This window comes from Lysobacter xanthus (genome assembly GCF_047159895.1).
Genome location: NZ_BAAGAB020000001.1, coordinates 197989 through 222163, shown reverse-complemented (window position 1 = coordinate 222163; position 24175 = coordinate 197989). Strand labels below are relative to the sequence as shown.

At 65.4% G+C, this 24175-nt stretch carries 22 protein-coding genes; 4 read left to right on the top strand and 18 right to left on the bottom strand.

The window, feature by feature from the left end:
• Positions 1-141: 141 nt before the first annotated feature.
• Entirely contained in the window at positions 142-597 is a 456-nt protein-coding gene (locus ACY35P_RS01070) for an EamA family transporter (protein ID WP_462113963.1), read from the top strand.
• 135 nt (positions 598-732) lie between these two features.
• On the opposite strand, the gene ACY35P_RS01065 is transcribed toward ACY35P_RS01070, so the two are convergent.
• Together ACY35P_RS01065 and ACY35P_RS01060 are read right to left on the bottom strand one after the other, a co-directional pair.
• Positions 733-1341 carry a tyrosine-type recombinase/integrase gene (locus ACY35P_RS01065; protein WP_462113962.1) on the bottom strand — a complete coding sequence of 203 codons (609 nt, stop codon included), beginning with the start codon at positions 1339-1341 and terminating at the stop codon, positions 733-735.
• Between the two features lie 58 nt (positions 1342-1399).
• A complete protein-coding gene (locus tag ACY35P_RS01060) occupies positions 1400-1828 on the bottom strand; it encodes a helix-turn-helix domain-containing protein (protein WP_462113961.1) in 429 nt (142 codons plus the stop codon).
• Between the two features lie 650 nt (positions 1829-2478).
• Between ACY35P_RS01060 and ACY35P_RS01055 the strand changes: the two genes are divergently transcribed.
• The gene (locus tag ACY35P_RS01055) at positions 2479-3042 is read left to right on the top strand and encodes an RNA polymerase sigma factor (protein ID WP_462113960.1); all 564 of its coding nucleotides are present in this window, start codon (positions 2479-2481) and stop codon (positions 3040-3042) included.
• 104 nt (positions 3043-3146) lie between these two features.
• On the opposite strand, the gene ACY35P_RS01050 is transcribed toward ACY35P_RS01055, so the two are convergent.
• From ACY35P_RS01050 to ACY35P_RS01005, 10 genes are all read right to left on the bottom strand, one after another.
• Complete coding sequence (locus tag ACY35P_RS01050) at positions 3147-3356, bottom strand: DUF2798 domain-containing protein (RefSeq protein ID WP_462113959.1); 210 nt, start codon at positions 3354-3356, stop codon at positions 3147-3149.
• A gap of 134 nt (positions 3357-3490) precedes the next feature.
• A complete protein-coding gene (locus tag ACY35P_RS01045) occupies positions 3491-4213 on the bottom strand; it encodes a flavodoxin family protein (protein ID WP_462113958.1) in 723 nt (240 codons plus the stop codon).
• A gap of 254 nt (positions 4214-4467) precedes the next feature.
• Entirely contained in the window at positions 4468-5466 is a 999-nt protein-coding gene (arsS, locus tag ACY35P_RS01040) for an arsenosugar biosynthesis radical SAM (seleno)protein ArsS (RefSeq protein ID WP_462113957.1), read from the bottom strand.
• A gap of 1 nt (position 5467) precedes the next feature.
• Positions 5468-6190 carry a TIGR04282 family arsenosugar biosynthesis glycosyltransferase gene (locus ACY35P_RS01035; protein ID WP_462113956.1) on the bottom strand — a complete coding sequence of 241 codons (723 nt, stop codon included), beginning with the start codon at positions 6188-6190 and terminating at the stop codon, positions 5468-5470.
• A complete protein-coding gene (locus ACY35P_RS01030) occupies positions 6187-6852 on the bottom strand; it encodes a glycosyl transferase family 2 (RefSeq protein WP_462113955.1) in 666 nt (221 codons plus the stop codon). Before ACY35P_RS01030 ends, ACY35P_RS01035 begins: the two co-directional genes overlap by 4 nt.
• 3 nt (positions 6853-6855) lie before the next feature.
• Entirely contained in the window at positions 6856-7896 is a 1041-nt protein-coding gene (locus ACY35P_RS01025) for a methyltransferase domain-containing protein (protein WP_462113954.1), read from the bottom strand.
• Between the two features lie 8 nt (positions 7897-7904).
• Entirely contained in the window at positions 7905-8963 is a 1059-nt protein-coding gene (locus ACY35P_RS01020) for an inorganic phosphate transporter (protein ID WP_462113953.1), read from the bottom strand.
• 25 nt (positions 8964-8988) lie between these two features.
• Positions 8989-11160, bottom strand: coding sequence for an FAD-dependent oxidoreductase (locus tag ACY35P_RS01015; protein ID WP_462113952.1), 2172 nt, complete (start codon positions 11158-11160; stop codon positions 8989-8991).
• Positions 11161-11308: 148 nt separating this feature from the next.
• Positions 11309-12133 (bottom strand): sterol desaturase family protein, encoded by an 825-nt coding sequence (locus ACY35P_RS01010; protein ID WP_462113951.1) that lies wholly within the window; start codon positions 12131-12133, stop codon positions 11309-11311.
• Positions 12134-12472: 339 nt separating this feature from the next.
• Positions 12473-13129, bottom strand: coding sequence for a Crp/Fnr family transcriptional regulator (locus tag ACY35P_RS01005; RefSeq protein ID WP_462113950.1), 657 nt, complete (start codon positions 13127-13129; stop codon positions 12473-12475).
• Between the two features lie 659 nt (positions 13130-13788).
• Here ACY35P_RS01005 and ACY35P_RS01000 point away from each other — a divergent pair.
• On the top strand, positions 13789-15216 hold the full coding sequence (locus ACY35P_RS01000) for a vanadium-dependent haloperoxidase (RefSeq protein WP_462113949.1): 1428 nt from the start codon (positions 13789-13791) through the stop codon (positions 15214-15216).
• 415 nt (positions 15217-15631) lie between these two features.
• Here ACY35P_RS01000 and ACY35P_RS00995 read toward each other — a convergent pair whose 3' ends face one another.
• From ACY35P_RS00995 to ACY35P_RS00970, 6 genes are all read right to left on the bottom strand, one after another.
• Positions 15632-16078 carry a DUF6988 family protein gene (locus ACY35P_RS00995; protein WP_462113948.1) on the bottom strand — a complete coding sequence of 149 codons (447 nt, stop codon included), beginning with the start codon at positions 16076-16078 and terminating at the stop codon, positions 15632-15634.
• The gene (locus tag ACY35P_RS00990; RefSeq protein ID WP_462113947.1) at positions 15996-16313 is read right to left on the bottom strand and encodes a DUF6988 family protein; all 318 of its coding nucleotides are present in this window, start codon (positions 16311-16313) and stop codon (positions 15996-15998) included. The genes ACY35P_RS00995 and ACY35P_RS00990 overlap by 83 nt, the downstream gene beginning before the upstream one ends.
• Before the next feature lie 295 nt (positions 16314-16608).
• Positions 16609-18477, bottom strand: coding sequence for a TniQ family protein (locus tag ACY35P_RS00985; protein ID WP_462113946.1), 1869 nt, complete (start codon positions 18475-18477; stop codon positions 16609-16611).
• Positions 18474-19613, bottom strand: coding sequence for a TniB family NTP-binding protein (locus ACY35P_RS00980; protein ID WP_462113945.1), 1140 nt, complete (start codon positions 19611-19613; stop codon positions 18474-18476). Before ACY35P_RS00980 ends, ACY35P_RS00985 begins: the two co-directional genes overlap by 4 nt.
• A complete protein-coding gene (locus ACY35P_RS00975; protein ID WP_462113944.1) occupies positions 19610-21715 on the bottom strand; it encodes a transposase in 2106 nt (701 codons plus the stop codon). Before ACY35P_RS00975 ends, ACY35P_RS00980 begins: the two co-directional genes overlap by 4 nt.
• Positions 21691-22506, bottom strand: coding sequence for a hypothetical protein (locus ACY35P_RS00970; protein WP_462113943.1), 816 nt, complete (start codon positions 22504-22506; stop codon positions 21691-21693). The genes ACY35P_RS00975 and ACY35P_RS00970 overlap by 25 nt, the downstream gene beginning before the upstream one ends.
• A 548-nt stretch (positions 22507-23054) precedes the next feature.
• Here ACY35P_RS00970 and ACY35P_RS00965 point away from each other — a divergent pair.
• Positions 23055-24152: a hypothetical protein gene (locus ACY35P_RS00965; RefSeq protein ID WP_462113942.1), complete on the top strand. Its 1098-nt coding sequence runs from the start codon at positions 23055-23057 to the stop codon at positions 24150-24152.
• The last annotated feature ends 23 nt before the right edge of the window (positions 24153-24175 follow it).

The window sequence follows — 24175 nt, the reverse complement described above, 5'->3', positions numbered from 1 at the left end:
TTCATGCATGGCCTGTCGCACTCCCGATAGCCGGGCGACGTGGCGCGGTGCCGGCACGTTGGCGCGCGCCCCGCGATGCACACCGGCTCACCGCGCGTAATCCTCTATCGTCCCGACTTCCAGGCAACAGCAGAGGGCGGCATGACGACGTTTCCGACGTGGTTCGCATGGGCGATGCTCTCCGCGGTATTCGCTGCATTGACGGCGATCTTCGCGAAGGTCGGTATCCAGGGCATCGATTCCGACTTCGCCACGCTGCTGCGCACGGGTCTGATCCTCACGGTACTGGCGGTGTTCGTTGGCGGCACCGGCAAATGGTCCGACCCGCGCGCACTGCCGCCCCGCACGCTGCTGTTCCTCGCGCTGTCCGCGCTCGCCACCGGCGCCTCGTGGGTGTGCTACTTCCGTGCGCTGCAGGTCGGCGCCGCCTCGCAGGTGGCGCCGGTCGACAAGCTGAGCGTGGTGCTGGTCGGCCTGTTCGCCTACGCCTTCCTCGGCGAGCGCCCCACCCCGCGGGAGTGGTTCGCGCTTGCGCTCGTGGCGGCGGGCGTTGTGCTGCTGGCTTGGCCGTCGGGCACGTCCACGCACGCGAGCTAGCCAACGAGGCGCGCGGTGCAAACAGCAGGCACCCGGGACAGCGCGGGTCCCCGTTTGCCCTGGTCAATGTCGCATGTCCGCTTCGGGTCGAAAGCCGCCGTCTCGGCGTCTGACGGCGGCTGTGCGCCCGTACGACTAGGATTCGGTCTGCTCGGCCATCTCGAGCGCATCTTCAACCTCGATGCCTAGATATCGCATCGTACTCTCAAGCTTGGTGTGACCAAGCAATATCTGCACGGCCCGTATGTTCTTCGTGCGCCGGTAGATCAGCGAAGCCTTCGTCCGACGCATGCTGTGTGTCCCATAGGCGTGGCGGTCCAGTCCGATGGCGGCGACCCATGCAGAGACGATGCGCGCGTACTGTCGCGTTGAAAGGTGCCCGGCTTCACGGCATCGCCCTGGGAACAGATATGACGCGGGATTAAGATGTCCCTCATGGACCCATTGGGCCACGGCGGCTCGCGTCAGGTCAGTTAGCTCAAACTGGACCGGTCGGCCCGTCTTTTTCTGAAGGATTATGGCTCGCTTGGCGATCGCATTCCCGTGGGAGATGTCCCGGAGCCGAAGGGCAATTAGATCGCAGCCGCGGAACTTCGAGTCGATCGCTAGATTGAACAGTGCGAGGTCGCGGAGATTGCCCGCGAGCTGCAGGCGCACCCGGATAGACCAGATCTCGCTTAGCCGGAGCGGTGCCTTTTGCCCGACCAGCTTGCCCTTGTTCCAAGGTGTACGTCTGGGTGCCATATGAAGTCTCCGATAGGAGACTCCACGGTGGCGGCGCTCCGCGAGCGCGTCAGACCGCTTATGCCAACGCTTCGAGACGCTTGGCGGCTTCGCGCTTTCCAAGTCCGCGAACCAAGGCAATCGCCGCCCGCTGGTTCGCGCGTGGGACTGCCTTTCCGGCTTCCCAGTTATAGATCGACTGACCACTGGCTCCAACCAGGCGGCCGAAGTCCGCTGCCGATAATCCAAGGCGCGCCCGGAGCGACTTCAGGCCCTTTGCGCTAAATCGCGTCCCGCCCGCCTTTTCCGCCGCGAGAGGTGCGCCTTCCTGCGGCGCCTTCGAGAGAGAGCGAAGCTCCTTCCGCAAAGCCGACATTTGTCGCTTCAGCTCTGCAATCTCCCGACGGTAGTTCGCGTTTGCTTTCCGCAGGGGATCGGCCGCGCTCTTGATCTCCCTCCGAGCAACGCGAGCGATCTCGCCTTTGAGGACGGAACTGAAATTCGACATATCTGCGCCAGGTGGAACGGGCTTGCAGTCTACAGGCGCACCGAAGGTTGCCTGGCACAAGGGCGGCTTTCGGCCATAAGCCGACATCAGCGCGACCAGCGGTGTGCATTCGCCGAGCCTGTCGCCATCCGGCCCATTAGATCGGTCATCGCCTCGGCGACTTGTGCACCGACGAACCCAAGATCGTGTCGCCGTGCGTCACAGGCGTGCGCGTCTGGTCGAGCAACGTTTGCCACCGGCATGCAAACGAAGTGTGTCGCACGAGCCAGTGCATGGCGAAAGTTCGGGAACCAGCGCAGCGATCGCGCCGTACCCGCCAGCCAGGTACGCAGCAAACAGACAACGACGGTTCTCATCGCCTGTCTAACTCGTTGTCTGCTGAAGGGAGGGGAACGAGTGCGACTACGACTACGAGGCAGGACCCTGTCTGCACCAGGCTCACATGGGCAAGGACAACGCCCGTTGCCCGACGAGTTTCGCGGGCGTGTCGAAGGGCGCCTCGTCGGACCGGCCGGGCCGGGCACCCACCCGTGGTGGCATCCGGAGGATCTTGGTCACGCGCGGCAGGGATAACACGTAGCGGTTTACTATGGTCGCAATGTTTTGAGGGATTGCCACTACGATGTGGTCGAGAGGCGGAGGAAACCAATATGGGTATTTCCGATGAGCTGGTCCTTGCCGCGAGAGCCGGGGACGCATCAGCTCTCACCGAGGTCCTGAAGCATTCGCGGCAGGATTTACGGCGTTATGCGGAGTACCACTGCGAAGTTAATGACGTGGAGGACGCGGTCCAGGAGTCGCTTTTCACGGTGTCACGCCGCCTGACGGATCTGCGTCAGGTGGAGGCGATGGCGTCGTGGCTGTTCCGGATCGTCAAACGCGAATGCACTCGCATGCGGCGAGCGTGGCGTCGACTTCGCTACCAGCCGCTTGATCCGTCGCTTGAGCCTGTCGTTACTGCCGAGCCAGCCGAGCTGCGGTTGGAAATCGGGCGCGTGCTGGCGACCGTGCCCGAGCATTACCGGGAGATCCTGGTGATCCGAGACATCGAGGGCTGGACGCTCAACGAGATCGCGGACGCGCTGCAGCTCAGCCTGCCCGCGGTCAAGTCGAGGCTGCACCGCGCCCGTTCGCTGGTGCGCGAACGCTTGGCGGGAGAAGTGCCGGCCACGAATGTCGATGCCGCCAAGGCTGAAATGCAGACCGCCAAGTAGCGGGGAACGGGCGCGCGACCCGCCGGCGCAGTTATGCCTGTCACGCGGCACAGGATCGGCGTTTCCCTGTTGACCGACAACCGCTTGAACCGCATGCGCAGCATTCAGTCCGATGCGTCCAGTCGCGCTCGTGACAGCAGGGCGCCCAAGGCTGCTAATGCCCGTGCCATGCGGATGGCCACGGACCGGAACAGGTAAGCGCCGGTCACCGCGGCCGGTAGCGCGAGGGCCCACCCGCCGAGCCACCGGCCCAGATAGCCGCCTTCAAACCCTGTGTTAATCGCCGTTACGACAGCAGACACCAGGCCCGACATGCAGGTCGCCAGACACGCGGGCACAAGCCGCGTCGCGAGATCGGGCACCAATGGCGGCAGGAGGTCGGCGCGAGCTGCCTCCGTGCCCGACTCGATCGGACTAGCGCGCGACGAGGAAGCCGGTTGATCCACGCTCATCGGTATTCGGGATTGGGATGGTCGAAGCGGCAGCCCGCGTCCCAGTCGGTGCGCTGATTGCCATGGACCGGGAAACCGCCGGCGTCGCGGAGCAGCCGCGCCAGATGCATCAGGTTCCACGCCATGAAAGTCGCATTTCGCTGGGTGAAGTCATTGTCGTAGCCCGCGCCGTCGTCGCCATAAGAGGGCCCGGCGCCCGCCTCACCGACCCAACCCGCGTCCGCCTGGGGCGGGATGCAATACCCCAGGTGCTGCAGCGCATACAGTAATGATGATGCGCAGTGCTTGGCGCCGTCCTCGTTGCCGGTGATCAGCGCCCCGCCGACCCGCCCGTAGTAGACGTACTGGCCCGCCGCGTTCGTCTTGCCCGACTCGGCGTACAGACGCTCGATCACGCGGCGGCAGACCGAGCTCTGCTCGCCGAGCCAGATCGGCGTGCACAGCACCAGGATATCGGCGTCCATCACCTTCGTGCACAGGTCGGGCCAGTCGTCACGATCAAAGCCGCAGGTGCGCATATCGGGCTGCACGCCCGGAGCGAGGTCGCGATCGACAGGCCGCACTATCTCTACGGCGACGCCCTGCCGCCGCATGATTTCAGCCGGCACGTGGACGAGGCGCTCGGTGTGCGACACCTCGGGGCTGCGTTTGAGCGTGCAGTTCAGGAAAAGCGCCTTGAGGTCGTCGTATCGACGTGCGGGCGGTGGCGTATCGGTCATCAGAGCTGCTCGGCTGCGTGGTGCGTCGGGTGGGCGGCGAAAGCTTTGTACAGCGGGCTGGACGGAAACGCGCCCATCCGATGGGCTGGCTACCCGCGCGTTTCTGCGACCTCGTACGAGGTGCGCAATACCTCGTGTCTGTCGCGCGCAAAGTGACAGGTTCCACGGACGGCAGGCACGTGTGCCACGTCGCGTCGAACCTTGGCTCTCGAGTGCAAGTGACGAGCGACCCATTGGAGGTGGCCGCTTCCAGCTCACGCCATACCCGCGTGGGAAAGCTCTGTGTCGGACTCCGACGGAGCGAGCGCACCACCACAACTGGAACCCTGCCCCGCCGTGCAGCCATAACAATGGCCCGCAACCCGGATGCCGTCGGGCAACCGCGCGTGCAGGAGGTCGGTGACGTGCATCGTCCGTCCGGCGTGCGTGATCGGAAGGCCAAGCATCTGGTTGAAATCGCAGTCGTAGAGTGCGCCGTCGTAGCCGACGCTGAGCGTGGAGCGACACATCACGCCTTCGAGGTTCCCGTCGCGATGGGCTGCGCGCAGCGTGCCCATGTAGGCGTGGAACTGGCCCTTCGACACCAGCCATGAGCCGAAGCGCTGGATCGGCATGTTGGCGATCGTGTAGAGCCGGTTGAAGTCGACGTCGAAATTCGTGCGCAGCAGGCGGCGGTAGTCATCCTCGAGCGCGCCCTGAGGCGGCGGCAGGAATGCGCCGTTGGGGTTGTAGACGAGGTTGAGAACGAGCTCCCTGTCGGGTTGTGCATAGCCGAGCGCATTGAGCGCCTGCAGGCCGCGGATTGAGCTTTCGAAGACGCCATCGCCCCGCTGCTCGTCGACGTTGGCCTGGCTGTAGCACGGCAGGGACGCGACGACCTCCACGCCGTGCGCTGCAAGGAAGCCGCCGACCCAGTCGTAGCCGGGCTCTTCCATGATCGTCAGGTTCAAGCGGTCCATCACGCGCAAACCGCGTGCCGTCGCGGTCTCGACGAGCCACCGGAAATCGACATTCATCTCGGGCGACCCGCCGGTAAGGTCGAGCGTTTCGATGCCGAGCACGGTCGCGGCATCCAGCGCGGCCTGCAGCGTCTCGCGCGACATCGTCTCGGTGCGACGCGGACCCGCATTGACATGGCAGTGGATGCAGCTGAGGTTGCAGCTATAGCCGAGGTTGAGCTGAAGCGTGCGTACGTTCGCGCGGCGCAGCGGCGGGAACGCGATGTCGCGCAACAGGGGAAGGGTGTCGTGCATGTCAGACCGCCAGTTGGATGGTCGCGGGAACGGAGGGTGTCGCGGGTGCGGCGCCGGATTGGAGGCGTGAGAGCCACGCGGCGAGGCGTCGCTGCGAAGGCGTGGCTGCGGGAAGTGCGTCGAGCGCCTCCAGCACGGGCGTGAGGTCGGGTTCGGTGTCCAGGTCGCGCAGGACCGGCAGTTCGCGCCAGAGTCCGACATCGCCCACGGCCGCACGGAATGCTTCCGCAGTGTCATCGCAGCTGTAGGCCACCGAAGTCCAGGCGTGCGTCGGAATCGCGACGTTCGCGCCGAACAGCCAGAACCCGCCGTCGTCCGCGCGGCCGATCACCAGCCGCGGCCCGGGAGCTGCGAGCCAGCCAGCCGCGGACCGAAGATGGTCGGCCGTGATCTGCGGCGCGTCGGCGCCGATGAGCAGCGCGGCGCCGTGGCGTTCGAGGAGGGCGCCATGCACGCTCGCCATGCGCTCGCCGAGTCCGCCTTCGCCTTGGGGCACATGGGCGAGGTCGGCCCAGGCGTCGCCGTCCAGGGCTTCGGGCTCGGCCACCGCCCAGTAGGGCTCGAGCGGCCGCGACTGCCTTGCCTCGCACGCGACGGACGCGACGGCTTCCGCCGACAGCAGGTACAGCGCTTCGGCCGTCTGGCGTCCGATCGCGGGCCAGAGCCGAGACTTCACCGACGACAGCACGGGCGTCTTCACGAAGATCGCGACGGCGCAGCTCATGGGCGCTGCTCTCCGCGCGAGAACGCCCATGACTGGCGCAGCGTGGCCGACCAGTGCTGGCGGGTCGTAGTCCACCAGCCACGCGTGCCGTATTTGCGTGCACTGGTGATCACGGTGCCGCCAAGCGCACGCAGGCGCAGACCCGCACCTCGCGCGCTCCATACGAACGCGTGGTCCTCGCCGTCGACCGATGGGAAGCCACCAAGCCGAACGAAATCGTGGCGACCGATCACGAAGGCTTGGTCGCCGAACGGCAGGCGCAGCAGACGACTGCGCAGCGTGGCGCCCCAGCCATTGAGTCGCGCCAACGCGGGTCCGTCGCTGGCGAAGGCGAGGTCGAAGTAGCCGAGGCCGGGCGCACCGTTGAGCAGATGTCGGTCCAGACCGGCAAGCACGCGCGCGTCGATACCGGTGTCGGCATGGAGGAACCACAGCACGGGTGCATGCGTGGCGGCGGCGCCGGCGTTGAGTTGCGCAGCGCGTCCGCGGGGTGCGTGGAGGACGCGGACACCGGTCGGCACCGGGGCGCTCGGTTGCACGCGGTCGGGCAGCACGAGCACGCATTCGGCCACGCCCGAGGCTACGAGGACGGGCAGCAGGCTATGCCAGGCCTCGTCACCGGGGCCGGCGGGCACGACCGCGGCGATGGCGGTGCGATCCACGGCTCAGCAACACGCCGGGGGGGTGGCCGGCGTGGCGCCGGGCGTCGCACAGTCGAACAGGCCGAAGTGCGTCGAGGTGTCGCCCGCCAAGTGGAAGTGCGCGGCGTAACGACTGCGCGCGAGCATGTCGAACGTGTTGCCGCAGACCCGCATGGGGCGGCCGGTCTCGAAGCGATGATGATCGTCGAGCACGAACGCGTGCGGATGCCGCGCGATGCTGCCGCGATATGTCGCGAGCTGGCCGTAGTCCTCGCAGCGATCCTCCATGGGCAGTCGGAATGCGCGCACCGTCGCCGAATGGAACCGCACCATGCCGATGCGCGATTCGACCTCGGGATCCAGCAGCGGAATCGGCGCGCGGCTGACGTCGCGTGCGTCCAGGCAACCCGCCTGCGCCATGACGCGTCGAAAATCTTCCGTATACAACGCGCCGCCGAGGCATTCGCCGAGCAGCACCGGGTCTTCCCGCAGCGGCGTCGGGATGCGGCGGTCGGCGAAGACATCGGAGAAGTAGAGCTCACCGCCGGGCTTGAGCACGCGGAAGATCTCCGCGAAGACGCGCGCCTTGTCGGGCGCGAGGTTCAGAACACAATTCGACACGACCACGTCGACGCTGGCGTCCGCGATCCCGCATGCGGCGAGATCCTCGATCACGCCATCGACGAACTCGACGTTCGATGCCGCGTAGCCGAAGCGCTGGGCATGCCAGTCGCGGTGGCGTCGCGCGACATCGAGCTGTTCGGGTGTCATGTCGACACCGATCACGCTCCCTTGCGGGCCGACCAGGCGCGACAGGATGTACGCATCGCGCCCGCTGCCGCAGCCCAAGTCCAGCACTGTGCAGCCTTCGAGCGCCGGCGGCAGTGGCGAGCCGCAACCGTAGAACCGGTCGAGCACGTCCGGGTGCAGGTCGCCGATGACCGCACGTGCCTCGGCGGACATCGCCTCAGCCGGGCAGCAGGCGCCGGTTTTTAGATCCTTGGAGGACGAGAGCGTGCTGCCGTAGTACTCACGGACGGAGTCATGGAGTGCGTCGACGGTCATGGAATATCTCAGCGGACGAGGAATGCGATGAAGTAGGCGATGACTGCCGCACTAGGCAGGGTCACCAGCCATGCGAGCAGGATCTGGCGCATGACGCCGCTGCCTGCCGTGCCATTGCGTGCAGCGAGGCCGAACAGCGCGCCGGTGCTGACGTGCGTGGTGGAGACCGGCAGCCCGAAACGCGACGCGAGCAGCACCAGTGCGGCGGTCACGCCGTTGGCGGCGAGGCCCTCGGCAGGATCGATACGCGTGACGCGATACGCAAGCGTCCGCGTCACCCGCTGTGACGCCACCAAGCCGCCAGCCGCCATCGCCACCATGACCAGCGCGAACGCGCGCGTGGATCCGATCCCGCCGGCCGCCATCAGCGCCGTGATCTTCGGCGTGTCGTTGAGGCCGCGCGCGAAGCTGACCGTCGCGGCGCTCGCCACGTGAGCCAGGTCGGCAAGTCGAAGGCGCCGGCCCGGCATGTCGATCACGGCGAGGGTGCCGTCGGCGGCTACCGTCAGTTCCGTCGTTGCGGGCTCTTCGACGGTAACGCGCGCCTGTTCCTGCGTCGGGTTCGGACGCGCAGCGGAACGGCCCGGTTCGCCGGCACGGCTGCGCAGCACCAGTGTCGCCAGCAGCAGCGCGAGTACGAAAGCGATGACCGGCGACGTCACCAAGGGCACCGCCATCGTCGACAGCGCGACGCCCAGGTGCACGTTGGCCGGTGCAAACGCATAGCCCGCGCCGAGCAGTGCACCGATCAGCGCATGCGTCGTGGAGATGGGAAGGCCGGCGGCGGTCGCGATCCACACAGTGGCGGCGCCCGCCATCGCGACGCTCGCCAGGAACGGCAGCGCGGTGGTCAGATCCGACGGCACGATCCCATGGCCGCTGAAGGCCTGCAGCAGCCCGCTCGCGAGTACCGCCGCCGCGATGCCCCCAAGCCCGGTGGCGACCGTCGCAATGACGAGCGCGGGACGTTGCCGCACGACGCCGGAACCGACTAGCGTCGCAGCTCCTTTGATGTTGTCGTTTGCGCCGTTCGCCGCGGCGAGTAACAGTGTCGCGACGAGCAGCAAAATAGTGAGCACAGCGGCCTCCAGGTTAATGACGTTGCATCGCGAAATAGCGGGCGGCGAGTTGCAGCAGCCGCTGTGGTGCGTGCGCGCGTTTCCAGCTGCCCGCCACGAAGCGGTTGGCTTCGCTGTAGGTCGGGTAGACGTGGATCGTCGACAGCAGCTTGCTGAGCCCGAGGCCGTGCTTCATCGCGAGCACGAGCTCGGCGAGAAGCTCCGGCGCACGCGCGCCGACGATCGTGGCGCCGAGGATGCGGTCGGACCCGTGTGCCGTAACGACTTTGACGAAGCCGCTGTCGCGGCCATCGGCGATGGCACGGTCGAGGTCGTCGAGGCCGTAGCGCGTGACTTCGAACGCGATGCCTTTCTCGCGCGCCTCGCCCTCGGTCAGACCGACCCGGGCGATCTCGGGGTCGGTGAACGTCGCCCACGGCACGACGCGCAGGTCCTGCCGGAACCGCCACCACGGCCGCAGCAAGGCATTCAGCACGGCGTAACCGGCCTGATGGCCTGCGACATGCGTGAACTGGTACGGCCCGGCGACGTCGCCCGCCGCGAAGATGCTGGGCACCGACGTGCGCAGGAACGCGTTGGTGCCGACCGTGCGGTTCTCTTCGATGCGCACGCCGAGCACCTCCAGTCCGAACCCGTGCGCGTTCGGCGTGCGGCCCAGTGCGACCAGGATGCGATCGAATGGAATACGGACCTCGACGCCGTCGTGCGTGCAGACGAGCGTTCCAGAACCGCCGGCCGCGGCCTCGACGCGGTCCGCGGAATGGCCGAGCCGGACGTCGATGCCCTCGGCGTCGAACACCGACTTCAGGCACGCCGACGCCTCCGGATCCTCGCGTACCAGCAACCGGTCGGCACGTTCCACGAGGACCACCGTGCAGCCCAGCCGCGCGAAGGCCTGCGCCAGCTCGCAGCCGATCGGCCCACCACCAAGCACGAGCAGGCGATGCGGACGCTCGCGCAGGTTCCACACCGTGTCGGACGTCAGTGGCTCGACCGCGTCCAGCCCCGCGATCGGCGGCACCGTCGGTTTCGCGCCGGTCGCGAGGACGATCGAGCGCGCCGTGATCGTTCGGCCACATACCTCAACGGCCCACGGCGTGCGAATCGTCGCGTCGCCGCTGATGACGTCGACCCCCATGCCCGTATAGCGTTCGCGAGAGTCGTGCGGCTCGACCCGTGCGATGACGTCGCGGATGCGTTGCATCACCGCCGCGAAGTCGACGTCCACGGATCCGCAACTGACCCCGTACCGCTTCGCATCACGCACCTGGGCGGCCACGTGCGCGCTGCGCAACAAGGCTTTCGACGGCACGCAGCCGGTGTTGAGGCAGTCTCCGCCCATGCGGTCACGTTCGATCAGAGCGACCTTCGCGCCGACGGTGGATCCAATGTAGGACGCGACCAGTCCCGCGGATCCGGCGCCGATCACGACGACGTTGTAGTCGAAGCGGGACGGGCGACGGTGACCTGCATTCGCGCGTCCGTCGCGCATCGCCTGCAATGCGCCCTTGGTCGCGATCGGTACCGCACCGAGCAGGAGCAGTGCGAGAATCATCGACGGCGACAAGACATCGCTCGGGGAATGCAGCACCGCCAGCTGCCGTCCCGCATACACATAGGCAACAGTCGCCGGCAGCATCCCGATCTGGCTCACCGGATAGAACGTTCGCAGGCGAAGTGGGGACAGCCCGGCGAGCACGTTGACCAAGAAGAACGGAATCGCCGGCACCAGCCGCAGCGACAGCAAGTAGAGCGCGCCATCGCGCCGGATACCTTCGTCGAACTGGTCGAGCTTCTCGCGATAGCTACGGCGCAACGGCTCGCGCAGCAGCCGGCGGCTGGTCAGAAAGGCCATGCTCGCCCCGATGGAGCTCGCGAACGACACCAGCGCCACGGCTTCGACGAAACCGAACAGCGCGCCCGCCGCGAGTGTGAGAACCAACGCACCCGGCATCGCGAGCGCGGCGGCGACGGCGTAAACGACGAAGAACAAGGCTGCGGATGCAGTGGGATGCTCCGCGACCCGCAGGGCCAGTTCTGCGTGTCGCACGTTGAGCGTCTCCAGCGTCAGCCACCCATGCGAATCCAGCTGCCACGCTGCGACGCCTGCCAACGCCAGCAGGAGCGCCGCGCCGATGACGCGCGCGCGATGGGAGGCTGGCGGCGATTGAATTTCTGGATCCATGTCCACTAGAGCCATGGATCGCCGAAAAGGATTCGGGACCTACAAAATTCCTTTGCGCGGAGAGAGGCGCGGCTGAATGGGTCAGCCTGATCTGCGAGCCGCGTCCATGCAGGCCGATCCGCCGTCCGCGGCGAGCGAACGACCGGCTTCATTCGCTGGGCTCGCGACGGGCCTGATCGTTCCGCACGGTTACCGAGACGAACGGGAGCGTCAGCAAATACCCGAGTGACGCCGTGGGGGCCGGGCGCGTCTCGACCAGGCCGATTCTCATGGTCTGCTGGTCCAGCTCGCGCGAACTCGGCGAGGTTCGGAGAAGACGGTCCCAGACGCTCAGAAAGTTGCCGAAATGACAGTCGGTGTAGACGCGCAAATCCGAGTGGTGCAGACGGTGCCAAGCCGGCGTGACCAGGAGCAGCGCGACCGGGCGCTCCCATCGCCGCGGCAGTTGCAGGTTTGCGTGCGTCATCAGCGAAAACGACGCGAGCAGGATCTCGTAGCCGGCGACCGCTGTGCCGGTGGGCCCGACTAGGATCACCAGCACAATTTTGTACAGCGCGGAGATGAGGATCTCGGCGGGATGGAAGCGCAGTCCGAGGGTCGCGTCGAACTGCGGGTCGCTGTGGTGCACGCGATGCACGCGCCAGAGGGAGGGAATGCGGTGGAACGCGCGGTGCTGCAGATAAAGGCCCAGGTCGAAGGCGATAATGGCGAGAAAGGCTTCGGTCGCTGGTGTCCAGGCCACGTGGTTCAGCAGGCCTAGGTGATGCGTGACCGCGAAAGCCGTGACAGCAACGACTCCGTTCGGCAGCAGCACGCGGGCGAGGAGGGCCGAGCCGAACCCCAACACCACGTTGGTGAATTTGCGGCGCAGGCCGACGCCGTCGCGGCGAAAGCCGAAGCCGCGTTCGAGAACGAGCAGCACCACGAGTAGCGCTGCCAGGACCACGAATCTCTGCGCGATCAAGCGGTGCACCATCGGATTTCGGGACGGGGCATCACCACCGAATCGACAGGCCGGGTACCGAGTCCGCGAGTGACGTTGTTTCCCAGCACTCTGGTGTGAGAAGCACTGGAATCGATCGACTTGCAGATACAGACGCGAGTTGCTTCGCCGGCTGACGGGCTGCCGAGAGTCGGCGGCAGCACCACGACGCTACCGCAGCTGTCCTTGCCACGAATGCCGTCCACAGCCCTGCTAGGACCCCACGGCCGCGGCAAGAGCCGACACGTGCTCGTCGCGACGTCGGGGCGACTGCGCGCCTTCGCCATACCGGGCGTTAGCAGCGTTGGTTGTGGTCGCGGCATCCGTGGCTCAGGACTTCGCCGGCCCCGGCATGATGGCGCGACGCCCGAGCGTCAGCATTCCCTGCTTCTCGAGTTCCTTCAGCACGCGACTGATCGCTTCGCGGGTGCTTCCCAGCTCGTCGGCGAGTTCCTTGTGGGACACGGCGATGCAGGCTTCGCCGTTCCGGCGTGCCTGGTCGACGCGGCGCAGGATCCGCTCCCGAAGGCCTTCGAAGCTGGTCTCACCGGCACGCAGCAGCAGCGCGGCGACGTTTCCGGTCAGAGCACGCATGACGAACGTCCGGAATGGCGGTTCTTCGAGCAGCGCCGAAAAGTGCCGGGTCGGAACCCGAAGCAGGGTCGTCGCGCCCTCGGCGACCACGTCGACCGGCGCGGACGCCTGGTAAAGCGATAGCACGGTCACGGTGCAGAGATCTCCGGCGGGAACCCGATGAATTCCGAGGCTCCGCCCGTCGCGTGAGTTCGCACGGATCCGCAGCGCACCAGACAGCACGATCGAGAAGTAACGGTCACAACCGCCGTCGGTTCCGCTGACTTGCGCGCCATCGGCGAAACGCGCCACGCAAGATTCCGTGAGCGCGCACGCCCAGCGCTCGCCGGTGATCGCCTGCGTCGACGGGTGCCGGTCCAGAAGTGACCGGTCGAAGGGCAGGTCGTATGTCACGGCTGCGCGGTGAGCCCTTGCGCGGCATGAAACACCGCGGCGCTGGCGCGCGCGCCGCGTGCGGCGGCCTGGCCCTCGGTCAACGAACTTACATCGTCGCGCGCGCTCACCGTGCTGCCCGACTGCGTTGCGACGTGAAGCCGGCGGCCGCCGAACCGGCCTCAGCGAGAGGTGTGTTCATACGTATCCCGTCTCCGTCACTCGGCGCCCTCCCGGCAGACATGCCTATGAGAGGCATACGGATCGGAAAAGGATTCGCCGCGGCATGACCGTCCGTCGCGCGTGCAGCCCGGTACCCGGAACAGGCCGACGGGGACCGTTGCTCGCCTCGGTGCCCATGCTCTGCCGGCGCGACGGTAAGGCCATAACGATTTTCTAACGAGCGGCCCCGCCGGTCGGACCATTCCCGGCCTCGGTATCAATGGTTACTGAATGTCGCGTGACGGCATCGTTTAATTGTGACGCGGGGCAAATTTCGGGGAACAGCGGTTCAGGCCGCGTTTGGACAACGATTCAGTCGGCTGGCGCGCCGCTTTGGGCATCAGTCCGGCCGGCGACGGGTCCTGATGTCCCGGCGGATGCCCGAGCCAAGCAGCCCACAGCACAGATTTCGACCCCGGCAAGCGGGGTCTCGCCCGCCAACACTCAAGGATCGATCCATGCGCGCACCAACTCGAATTCACGCACTGACCTTCGCCTGCATCATGGCGATGGCCAGCGGTACGGCCGCCGCCAGAACAGTCGCGACCGACTGGAACGACGAAGCACTCCAAGCCATCCGCACCACGCATCCCGGCCCGCCGATGGTCGCGCGCATGCTGGCGATGACCGACACGGCGATGTACGACGCATGGGCCGCCTACGATGCGCGGGCGAATGGCACGGAGCTGGCCGGAGAGCTGCGCAGGCCGGCGTCCGAACGCACCGATGCGAACCGGAGCAAGGCGGTCAGCTACGCCGCCTATCGCGTGCTGCTCGACCTCTTCCCCTCGGAGGCCGCGAGCTTCAGGGCAAGGATGACCGCCCTCGGCTACGACCCCGACGACAACTCGCAGAACCTCAACACCGCAGTCGGGATCGGCAACGTCGCGGCAGCGGCACTGCTGCAGAGCCGCCACCACGACGGGTCCAACCAGCTCGGTGACATGCATGCGGGCGCGTACAGCGACTACACCCAGTACGTGCCCGTGAACTTCTTCGACCAGATCGTCGACCCCAACCACTGGCAGCCGCTGCGGGTGTCCGACGGGCACGGCGGGTTCGTGACGCAGACCTGCATCGCCCCCTTCTGGGGACGGGTGAAGCCGTTCGCGCTGCACGGCTACAACCAGTTCCCGGTCACGAACCCGGCCAGGTACGGCACGCCGGAGTACCGCAAGCAGGTGCTCGAGATCGTCCACTACAGTGCGACGCTCGACGACCGCAAGAAGGTCATCGCCGAATACTGGGCCGACGGCCCCAGGTCCGAGCTGCCGCCGGGCCACTGGGTGCTGTTCGCCAAATATGTTTCCGAACGCGACCACCACACGCTGTCGCAGGACGTCACGATGAATTTCGCGATGACCAGCGCGGTGCTCGACGCCAGCGTGGCCGTCTGGGGCTACAAGCGGCAGTTCGATTACATCCGTCCGGTCAGTGCGGTCCATTACCTCTTCAAGGACCGTCCGATTCTCGCGTGGGGTGGCCCGGGCAAGGGCGCGCGCGTGATGAACGGGCGCGACTGGCAGCCTTACCAGGCCAGCACGGTCGTTACGCCGCCTTTCTCGGAGTACGTATCCGGCCACAGCGCGTTCAGCGCAGCTGCTGCGGAAGTGCTGAAGCTGTACACGGGCAGCGACAGGTTCGGCGCGTCGGTCACGAGTCCCGCGGGCTCGTCGCGCGTCGAGCCCGGGCTGGTGCCTGCACACGACGTCACGTTGTCGTGGCCGACGTTCTCCGCGGCCGCGGACGAGGCAGGGATCTCGCGTCGATATGGCGGAATTCACTTCGTCCAGGGCGACATGCAGTCGCGCGCATTGGGCCGCAAGGTCGGCGCCCAGGCCTTCGCGCTCGCCAGCGACTACATCAGCGGTCGCGCCGGAAACTGATCTGACGCAGGCCTAGGGACGGTATCTCCACGGATGCCGTCCCGATTGGCGTGTCGTTCAGTGCTGCCGAACTCGTCTAGTTCTTGGCCGCCCCTAGTGCGGTCCGATTCGGCGTCGCGACCGCGATGCCGAGTTGATCGCAACGGCAGACTCACTACGCGGCGGAGGCGTCGCCGTCCACTGGACACGCGGCGAACGCGGCATGCGTCGAGCCGTCAACAAGACTGATGGGCTGGCGGGCTGCGCACTGAGCCGTGTCGCGACCTCAGCGGCCCTAGCGACCGCTGCCTTCCTCAACGGAGCGTCAGGTCTCTGGGTGCGCAATTCGACCGTTGCACGTGCCATAGCCGTACTTCTGATGGGGCGCACCAGCTCGTCCGACGTCACATTGGGTCGAAAGCGGACGCTAACGCGGCTACCGCGGATCCGCCCAGCTCGGCGCGTCAGGCAAAGCGCCTGTCCACTCGGGCGGCGGCAGCTCGATTTCAGGCATGACGGTCGCTGCTTCCACGGGTAACCGCGGCGCGTTGGCAACGGTCAGTGCCCGCAGTGCGTCGCTCTTCGTCAGAACTGCAGCCACCTCACCAGCGAGCACACCGAACATGTCTGCGATGAGCAGGCAGAGCCAAACCTCAGACATTTGGAATCCATTCCTTCTCCGGACAAGCTGTTCGAGTCCCGCGTGAGCGTAGCTATGGAACACGTGTGTTTGTTCCAGGATTGTCGAGCCGAGACGTTGCAGCTCTTGCGGCCCTCGCTTCGCCAAGTAGCGAGCCAAGTCATCCAAGTCGGGTTTTGCTCTCCCCGCGACAAAAACGCTCGACCGAGTCAAAGTCCGCGACGTAGACGAGCCAAAGCGCACGAAATGTCGTTTCCATCAATGCTCGGATCAACGCGTGTGCTGTCGCAAAGTGCCTGAAGCGCACCAGGGTCGCGATCGCAGCATGGTGTTCCATGGCCAGAAGAATCGCGTCGTGGGCTATGGCACTTCGCAGCGCCGACGGAAAAACAGCGTTCTGGAAGGCGTCGACGTAGCGCAGGTGTAGCCCAACCGACTCATCCGCGCGCCCGTCGAGCTCAGGTGGTTGAGGTTGCATTGCACGAGTCTAAAAGGACGCTGGACCGCCTGCGACGTCCGCTTTCGGCCAAAAGCGGACCTCGGCTGATCAACGTCGGCAATGTGGTCGGTCCCAACCGGAACAGTCATGCTGCTCGACATGTGCATGCAGCCGGGTTGGCATACGGGGCTGGTGGACTAGAACTGCATATCGCTGGGTTCCATAGCGCCAAAAACCTGTTTCAGAATCTGCATGGCCGTCATCAGCACGGTGCTTGATGAGTAATTGGGCCACGCGAGGTCCTGCCGCCCTCAGAGGCGCAGAGCGGTGAAACCTAAGCCAGCTTTCGGATGAGTGTTTCGGCGATCTGTATGTCCGATCGTCGCACGAACATCGTGACGTACTGAGCCGTTCGAACTCGAATGTATTGAACTTGCGCGAAATCGAAACGGGCATAGATGCGTTTGATAGGGACACCCGTTCGTCGACTGACGCGTGACATCGATTCGTAGGTCTCATCAAAATGATTCACTGACGCTCGGCACGGGTAGATGCGGCCGCGAAATGTGCGGCACTGCAAGTGACCTGCCCGTTTCAGACCGGTGATCACCGCGTCGGCGCACTCGAGTTGCGTGGCGGCAACGCGCACAGTGACGCACACATCGCCGTCGCGCATGCCGGCGACGAGAGCCTCAATCGCCGCAGCCTTCACCTGCAGGCGCCCACCAAGTCCCGGCCCCTTGGTGAGTCGTCCCACTACGAGATCCGGATCCTCCAGCAGACGTTCGTAGACGGTCGCTTTTTCCGCTGGCGATGCGTGCGAAGCAGTGAGTGCCTGATCAAGGCTGGTGATTCCTTCGGCGCGTAGAAGGCGCTTTCCTCGGAGCAGTCCGTTCAAGCGCGCAGCCAGCGCCGCCACGTCTTCGACCGTCAGGGATTGCGGCATCGCCGCTCGATGGTTGCGCTGATACAGTCCTGAGTCGCACATCGCCTTCAGAGTCTCGATCGAAACGCCCACTTGTTTTGCAGCCCTGCGAATACATGCCGCGGGGTGGCGAGATTGCGACTGCCGAAACGCACGTGCGTGCTCCAGATCAACGACGGTTGTGCGTGTGCCGTCGGTGGCCACCTTCTTGGACTTGATCTCCCCGGCGCGAACGAGCTTCTGCAACGTCAGGATATGGAGCCCCGTGACCTCGCAGGCCTCGCCGTAGGTTCCCCAGCGAAAAGTAAGATCGGGGGCGAGCGCGTCGCTGCTGTCCCGGGCAACCGTCGAGCGCGTCCAGTGCTGGCTGGCAAAGCGGTGCACCTCGTCGCGGATGAATTGAAATGCGGTCGCTCCACCTTCAACATTCTTGATTAGCGACCCCTTGAGCCAAGCAAAGAGTCGATGGAAGGCGGGCAATGATTGCGGGTCGGACACGGACGCGCTGTAACGGTCGGCAAGGAACAAGCGAAAGTTGTGGGGCCAGTCCGACAACGCATGTGCCACCGCGTTCAACTCACTCCGGTAGTTCTTACGGGCTTTCGAACGTTCCCGCCCCACGCCATCGCCTTGAGCGACGAAGCTGAGCGTCCAGGTCAACTTGCACAGCTGCCGGAGGGTCAGGTGCTGCAGGTGGCGCCACTGTGCGGGTACTGGCTCGCCCAGCTGGTCACGATAGGTCATCGCACGCAGCAGGCCCATTAGATCCGCGAGATGCGTCGAGACTGGCCGGGTGGGCCAGGCGGTCAGATCCGCGCCGCACTTGCATTGGTTCGTCCGCTTCCTAGACCATCGAAGTTGCTTGTCGCACTGCGGACAGGTCGATACGAGTTCGACGCTGTGACGCGGACACGCGGCTGCCTGCGTCAGCTCCCAGAACGCCTCGCAGCGACGGCCATCCTTGAGGCACAACGGACAGATCTTCGGCTCTCGACTGCTGACCTCGGCGCTGGGCAGGTCATTGCCGAAGACGCGCACGAAGGCTCTCGGGCGCGCGGAGGGCCGCATCGTCAGCCGCTCGATCTCTGCGGCCTCCAAGTGCGCCATCTCGGCCAACGGCGCGGCGTCGAGTCGCCCGATGGTCGATCCATACCACCGCCCGTTCAGGGCGGAGGTCACGTAGGAGATCGAGGGATAGCCGTTGGCCTCCGTCAGGTGAAGCGCGTAGCCCATGAGGGACTCGTAGGCGAGCGGCTTGGGGGTGACTACAAGCTTCATAGCGCCCTCCCGAGCTCGCGTTTCAACCGCTCCCGATCCCCGGCGCCGCGACGCGTTTGAGTTGTCCCGTCGCGTGCACTCGAAGCCGGGGCGCCGCGACCGCTGCTGGGCGTCTTGTGCGCGGGAGCCGCCGTGGCCTCGCCGCCGTGGACGGACACGGAGGCACTGCGGTCGGCGACGGGCTCAAGAGCGGCAGTGGTAAGCACCGCCGTGCGCACGTCCTCGCCCATTAATTCAACCATCCCGGCTCCGAAGGGGCCGCCCTCCACGGGAAAACGCTCGGCGGACCAGATCGCCCGCCGGTAGGCCTTGCCGAAATCCTCGAGCCGGATCTGCAGCGTCCCGGCGCGGATCGCATTGCGCACGACCCGATCCAGGAGTTTGGCCACCAGGCCGATGCGGCCGGCGGTGGCGAGATACATCCGCAGTGCCATTTCGCGGCTATCCAATGCGGGCATGTCGAACGGTTGCAACTCGCGCTGGAACTGACGGAGCACGCCGCGGAACTGGGCGACGGATGCCGGATCCGTCCAATCGAAGAGCGGCATCCGCAGGGCCGCATCAAAGCGGCCCACCAACTGCGGGTGATCGTAGACGACCGATGCCGCGATCGGGAGCCCAACAGCGACGAGACCGTACTTGCGCGATTCGATGAAGACCTTGAGCCAGTCGGCGAGCACGTCCAGCTTCTTTTTTTGCCCCTTGTCGCAGATGTGCTGGAACTCGTCGAGAACGATCATCCTGCACTCGACCGCGTCGAGCATGGTGTAGAGACGCTGGGTCATGTTGGACTCCGTGCCGCGACTCCAGAACGGGTCGCCGAGGCCCTTGAGCAGCGCCTCGAGCAGTGACTTCAGGGTGGCCTTGGCCGGTGCGACGGCGTAGACGATGCGCTGGACCGCTTCGCCCCGCCCCTGGCTCGGCAGGTAGGTGTCGAACAAATCCTTCACGACGCTTGATTTTCCGGTACGCGTGTCGCCGGTGATGAGCACGAACACCGGCGTCGCCGTGTGCCCGACCGAGTCATACGCCTCGACCAGCTCATCAAAGATGTCGCGATACACGTCGTGCTCGATACGGATCCGCGAGACAATGTTGTAGTACTGCTTCAGATTCGCAGCTTTCTTGGCCGTCATCGGTGGCCTCCCGCGACCCGTCGACTGGAAAACTCGGGAACGGCATCCGCTGCAGCATCGGGCGGCTGCGCATCGTCGTTCTTCTTCCGCGTGCGGCGCGCCCGGGCAATTGGTGGGGCGGCACCGTCACCCGCATCCGCCTGGGCACGTTCCGTCGCAGCCGCAGCTTGACCTGCAGCTGCAGCCATCGCCGCCGCCGCATTTGCCGTCTCATCGGCGTTGACCCGCGGCTCAGGGGGAACCACCGTGCAATCGTCCTGAAGAAACCGCTGTTGCTTGTTGCGGGTCTTCTTCGAGCCCATCGCCATGTCCTCGCGGATCATGTCGCGGATGCGGTTGCGAGCGTCCAGCAGGCTGATCTGGCGAGCGTCTTCGTCGAGGACACGCGCTCGGTATCGTCGGCAGACCTTGTGTTGCCACCGGGTCAGTCCGGCGGCGTAGTCCTGGTCCAGCGCTGGTACTTTGACAAGCGTCTTGCCGTCAGGTGCGACGACGATGAGCGAGCCCAGGTCATCGTCGCAACTGCGTACTTCAACATCGAATTCGTGGCCGTGCTGCTCGCGCAATGCGCCCAGCTCTGCACTGTTATAGAACAGCGAATCGAACTCGATGCCCTTGTGGGTCAGGCGCCGCATGTCCGATTTGCTGAAGGCCGATTCGAGCGTGAGTGAGGAGGGCGGAAGAAAACGGTCTACCGTCCCAATGCTCTGGTCCCACACCAACGAGGGCGGCCGATTCTTCAGGCCCCGGTGGTCCTCCTGGTGGTAGACGTCGACGATCCACGTGTGGACGACCCGACGCAGGGTTCCCAGCGTCATGACGGCATGCTTGGCGGGGTCGTAGTCGCCCTTCAGCACCAGATTCGAGAACGTCTTGCCCTTCATGTCCACCAGGAGCCCGGTGTTGAGCGTCCCGAAATGGCGTTCGACCTTGCCCTTGTACCAGGGCTTGCGGCGCGGACAGAACTGGACGGCGATGCCGAACCGTCCCGCGCCGGCTTCAAGCGCTCGTGCGTGGAATTCCATGCCGTTGTCGACGACCAACATGTCCATGATGCCCCAGGCGTCCCATGCGCACTTCGCGTCGGGCGAAGGGTCTTTCGGACGCAGCGCATGCCGAAGCGCCCGGGTCATGCTTACGCTGCTGGGCTCCTCGAAGCTCAGGTAGTAGCCGAGGATGTACCGGGTGAACTCGTCGATCACGACCGTCAACCACGGCCGTCCCAGCGGCAGACCGGTTCGTTCGTCGATGACGAACACGTCCATTCGACAGTGGTCCATGCAAGCCCGGCCCAATGGACGCTGCGCATCAACCCCCTTGGTTGCGAAGCGGAATTTGATGTCGGCGACGCGCTGTCCGAATCTCGCCTTGCACACGTCATAGGGCGCCAGCTGCGCGATCTGACGCTTCAGGTAGTCATACGAGGGCGCCTTTAATTGCTCTGCGCGCAGGCGCGTCACGTTCTCAACTGCGACCATGCCCTTGAGGTCCTTGCGGAGCGAGGTGATCGTGGGGCGCTCGAGCGTCAGGTAGCGCGTCTCGATCATGTCTTCGACCATGCGGATCACGATCGGGTCGTAGCGCTCGTCCCGGTTGCCCTTCTCCAGATGGCGGTCGATGAGAGCCCGAATGTCCTTGTCGGCGTCGTGGTAAACGCGGATCCATTTGGCGACGGTGGTGAAGTGCGGCGGGCGGTCGAAGGTGAACGTGCCCTTCCAGAGCGCCGTGTCGTCCCAGACCTCCTTGATGACGGGCGTCATGATGTTTTCCGAGCGTGGCAATGGGCTCAATCGTGAGACGTAGACGAGCTTGGCTTTGGCGCGCTCCTGTTGCTCCTGCGAGTAGCTCTGGCGGAAGGCATCGGTGTGGGCGTGCCGCAAAGCCTCGCGGACCGCCTCATCACTGTCGGGAAGAGGGCGGTCGCCAAACACCAGCTCGCCGCGGCCCCATGCCGCCAGCAGATCGGCCACGGAGCGTTCGAGAAAGCGACCGGCGCGCAGATCCTCAATCGCCAGGATGCCGTTCCCAAGATGTCGTGCAACACGGTAGAGGCCGTCACTCTGGACGAAGCGATTACCTACGCGGAAGGCGCCAGCAGCCATGGGGCAGCCTCCTCCTTGAGGGCGTGGGTTGCACACACAGGAGAGGCGTCGGTCAAAGGCTCACGCCAGTCGACGGCCGCATGTCCATCTGTGATGAGCTGCGCAACGTGCGCTGCCTGCACGCTCTGGTGTGCGGTCCAGCCGTAGTCGCCCAAGGTTTTGCCCAAGCCTCCGCGCAGATGTTCGAGCACCCGAAGTGAGTCGATTTCGCTCGTCGCATGGCGGGCGCGCCGCAGAATGCTTTTCGCGTTTTCGAGCAAGCTGCCGTGGCGCAGAGCGCTTTCCGTGAGCAGGTGGTACTCCCACCCAAGGCGTGAGAGCTCATTCTTGAGAACAGCGGTGCGTTCGTTGACCTCGGTGGTGACATCCTTATTGAACTTGATCTCGAGAAAGGCCTTGCGCCTCCCCACCTGCACGGCGTAGTCCGGAATGTGGCTTCGCGCCGTACCGCAGAGGCTGTAGTGGATCCGGGCGGGCTGCTCGGCGAACGAGGGAACCTGCGGCGAGGCGTCGAGCAGCAGTGCCGCTTCGTACTCGAGTAAGGACTCGCACTGCACCGTGCGCCCAAGCGTGAGGGAGGGCACCTTGAAGACCGGCCTTTGGGTGCCGCGATGCACGAGGTTGCGCATCCGGACGGCGCCGGGCGGGGGCAGGTCCACACGCAGTGGGCCGCCGTTCGACGCTGCGATCCGCAGGTATCGAAGTGAGGTCGGGATCGATCCGCCGTCCTCTGCGAGCGACAGATGTGTGCTCGATGAGCGTTTGCGCACCATAGGCGCAGTGGATTTCATTGGATGCAGCCTCCCGCGACCGGTGCGCGGCACCGGTCGTTGGTTGTGTCCTGACGGTTCGCCGGTCGAAGTGACAGCGCGGTTTTATTGACCGCACGGCGAGACGGGATAGACTGGGAGGCACTGAGGTGACAGAACGCAGTGCCTCAACGAACGGCCCGGGTTGCGACCCCGGGCCGTTGTCTTTTGCAGCCCTGAAACAGCTACGGTTTCATGGGCGACTCCTTCGTTTCGGCGGCCGCTTCGAGCGCGGCCAAGTGAGCTGCGAGCTCGTCCGAGCGTGCGTAGACACCGCGCGCCTGGCCGGGCATCGGGTAGAGCGAAAGCGAAATCGTCTTCGCCAGCCGAGCCCGCTGAAAGGCGCGTTCGTTGGCAAACCCGAGCGCCTGCCACAGGCTCTGACCGCTCACTCGCGTGTAGGGGCTCGTCGGCTCTCGCTGGGGCACGGGGTCCTTGTCGGATGCGGTGACAGTCGGCTAATTGCAACCTGCGGCGGTCACAGCGACAACCCGGGCATAATTCGTCGGTTTCCCACTCCAAAGCGGCGCATGCGAACTGCGGATGACCTGGCCTACCGGGCGAGGAACTGGTTGTGGTATTGGCGGGTGCGACAAGTCTCCGGGCTCTCCAACCAACAGCTCGATGAGAAGGCGTTCGGCGACGTGGAGCGGAAGCGCCACTTTGAGCGCATCCAGCACACCGCCTCGTCGCCCGATCGGGTCGCGCTGCTAGGGGGCCGAACACTGCTTGAGGCTGTAGATCAATGGACGCTGCCCAAGAGCGATGCAGCACAGCCGTTTGCCGAGGCGACCGCTGCGTTCCGTTCGAGGCTCTGGGAGTTTCTCGCACGGCGGGACATTGCGCCGGCGGAGTACACACGTTTCATCGAAGACGTGGTCGCTGCGCGGGGCTGGCACCGGGCGCAGGCTCAAGATCTTGGGCTGTATCGAGAGTTCCTTGGAGACATGGAGCCCGCCATCGGACCGCCGGGCGGCACGGCGTACAGCGCGATGCTTCACAGGCTGGTCAATGACGCCAAGCCTGAGTCCCTAGCAGTGCTCATCGCGCTTTTTCGGGAGGCTCTCTACGGCGTGCGCTTGGAGGAAGCGCTCTTGATCAAGTCCGCAGTCACGACTGCGGTCGGGTGGATGTGCCATCAGCTGCGTCTTCCGGAGTCACTCGAGCGCTTGCTGGATCGCCTCGTCGACGACCGCATTCTCGCGAATGTCTGGATTACGGAAGCCGATTGGCGTGCTCACACTGGTCGACGTGCCGGCCTCGCAAAGAACTCACGTGACCGTCTCGCCGAGTTTCGCGCCTGGGTGGAGTGGTACGTCGAGAGGCGTCGACCGCGGTTCGAACCTGCCTACTGCCTCTCGCCGATCGTTCCTTCAGCACCTCGGGTTGACTGGCTCGAAGCGAATCGAGGCCTCCTCGAACAGGCCTACCGAGACATCATGCGAACGAACGGCGAAGGCCAATTTAGGCTGCTTGGCACGGGACAGATCGTGGATGCGCCTTGGCTCGATCGCGCACAGTTCAGCGCCCAGCTCGCTAAAGCACTCGGGCGGCCGGAGACGGCCTCGCCGCAGTTCTACTCAGATAGTCCGCCGCTTCTTATGGGAAGACTCCCTAACCCTTATTAGCGTCGGGCGCCGAACTCAACGGA

Bases quoted from the DNA above. Each gene is read 5' to 3' on its own strand.
- ACY35P_RS01070 (WP_462113963.1), top strand. From the start codon at position 142: ATGACGACGTTTCCGACGTGGTTCGCATGGGCGATGCTCTCCGCGGTA.
- ACY35P_RS01065 (WP_462113962.1), bottom strand. From the start codon at position 1,341: ATGGCACCCAGACGTACACCTTGGAACAAGGGCAAGCTGGTCGGGCAA.
- ACY35P_RS01060 (WP_462113961.1), bottom strand. From the start codon at position 1,828: ATGTCGAATTTCAGTTCCGTCCTCAAAGGCGAGATCGCTCGCGTTGCT.
- ACY35P_RS01055 (WP_462113960.1), top strand. From the start codon at position 2,479: ATGGGTATTTCCGATGAGCTGGTCCTTGCCGCGAGAGCCGGGGACGCA.
- ACY35P_RS01050 (WP_462113959.1), bottom strand. From the start codon at position 3,356: ATGTCGGGCCTGGTGTCTGCTGTCGTAACGGCGATTAACACAGGGTTT.
- ACY35P_RS01045 (WP_462113958.1), bottom strand. From the start codon at position 4,213: ATGACCGATACGCCACCGCCCGCACGTCGATACGACGACCTCAAGGCG.
- arsS (WP_462113957.1), bottom strand. From the start codon at position 5,466: ATGCACGACACCCTTCCCCTGTTGCGCGACATCGCGTTCCCGCCGCTG.
- ACY35P_RS01035 (WP_462113956.1), bottom strand. From the start codon at position 6,190: ATGAGCTGCGCCGTCGCGATCTTCGTGAAGACGCCCGTGCTGTCGTCG.
- ACY35P_RS01025 (WP_462113954.1), bottom strand. From the start codon at position 7,896: ATGACCGTCGACGCACTCCATGACTCCGTCCGTGAGTACTACGGCAGC.
- ACY35P_RS01015 (WP_462113952.1), bottom strand. From the start codon at position 11,160: ATGGATCCAGAAATTCAATCGCCGCCAGCCTCCCATCGCGCGCGCGTC.
- ACY35P_RS01000 (WP_462113949.1), top strand. From the start codon at position 13,789: ATGCGCGCACCAACTCGAATTCACGCACTGACCTTCGCCTGCATCATG.
- ACY35P_RS00990 (WP_462113947.1), bottom strand. From the start codon at position 16,313: ATGCAACCTCAACCACCTGAGCTCGACGGGCGCGCGGATGAGTCGGTT.
- ACY35P_RS00985 (WP_462113946.1), bottom strand. From the start codon at position 18,477: ATGAAGCTTGTAGTCACCCCCAAGCCGCTCGCCTACGAGTCCCTCATG.
- ACY35P_RS00980 (WP_462113945.1), bottom strand. From the start codon at position 19,613: ATGACGGCCAAGAAAGCTGCGAATCTGAAGCAGTACTACAACATTGTC.
- ACY35P_RS00975 (WP_462113944.1), bottom strand. From the start codon at position 21,715: ATGGCTGCTGGCGCCTTCCGCGTAGGTAATCGCTTCGTCCAGAGTGAC.
- ACY35P_RS00970 (WP_462113943.1), bottom strand. From the start codon at position 22,506: ATGAAATCCACTGCGCCTATGGTGCGCAAACGCTCATCGAGCACACAT.
- ACY35P_RS00965 (WP_462113942.1), top strand. From the start codon at position 23,055: ATGCGAACTGCGGATGACCTGGCCTACCGGGCGAGGAACTGGTTGTGG.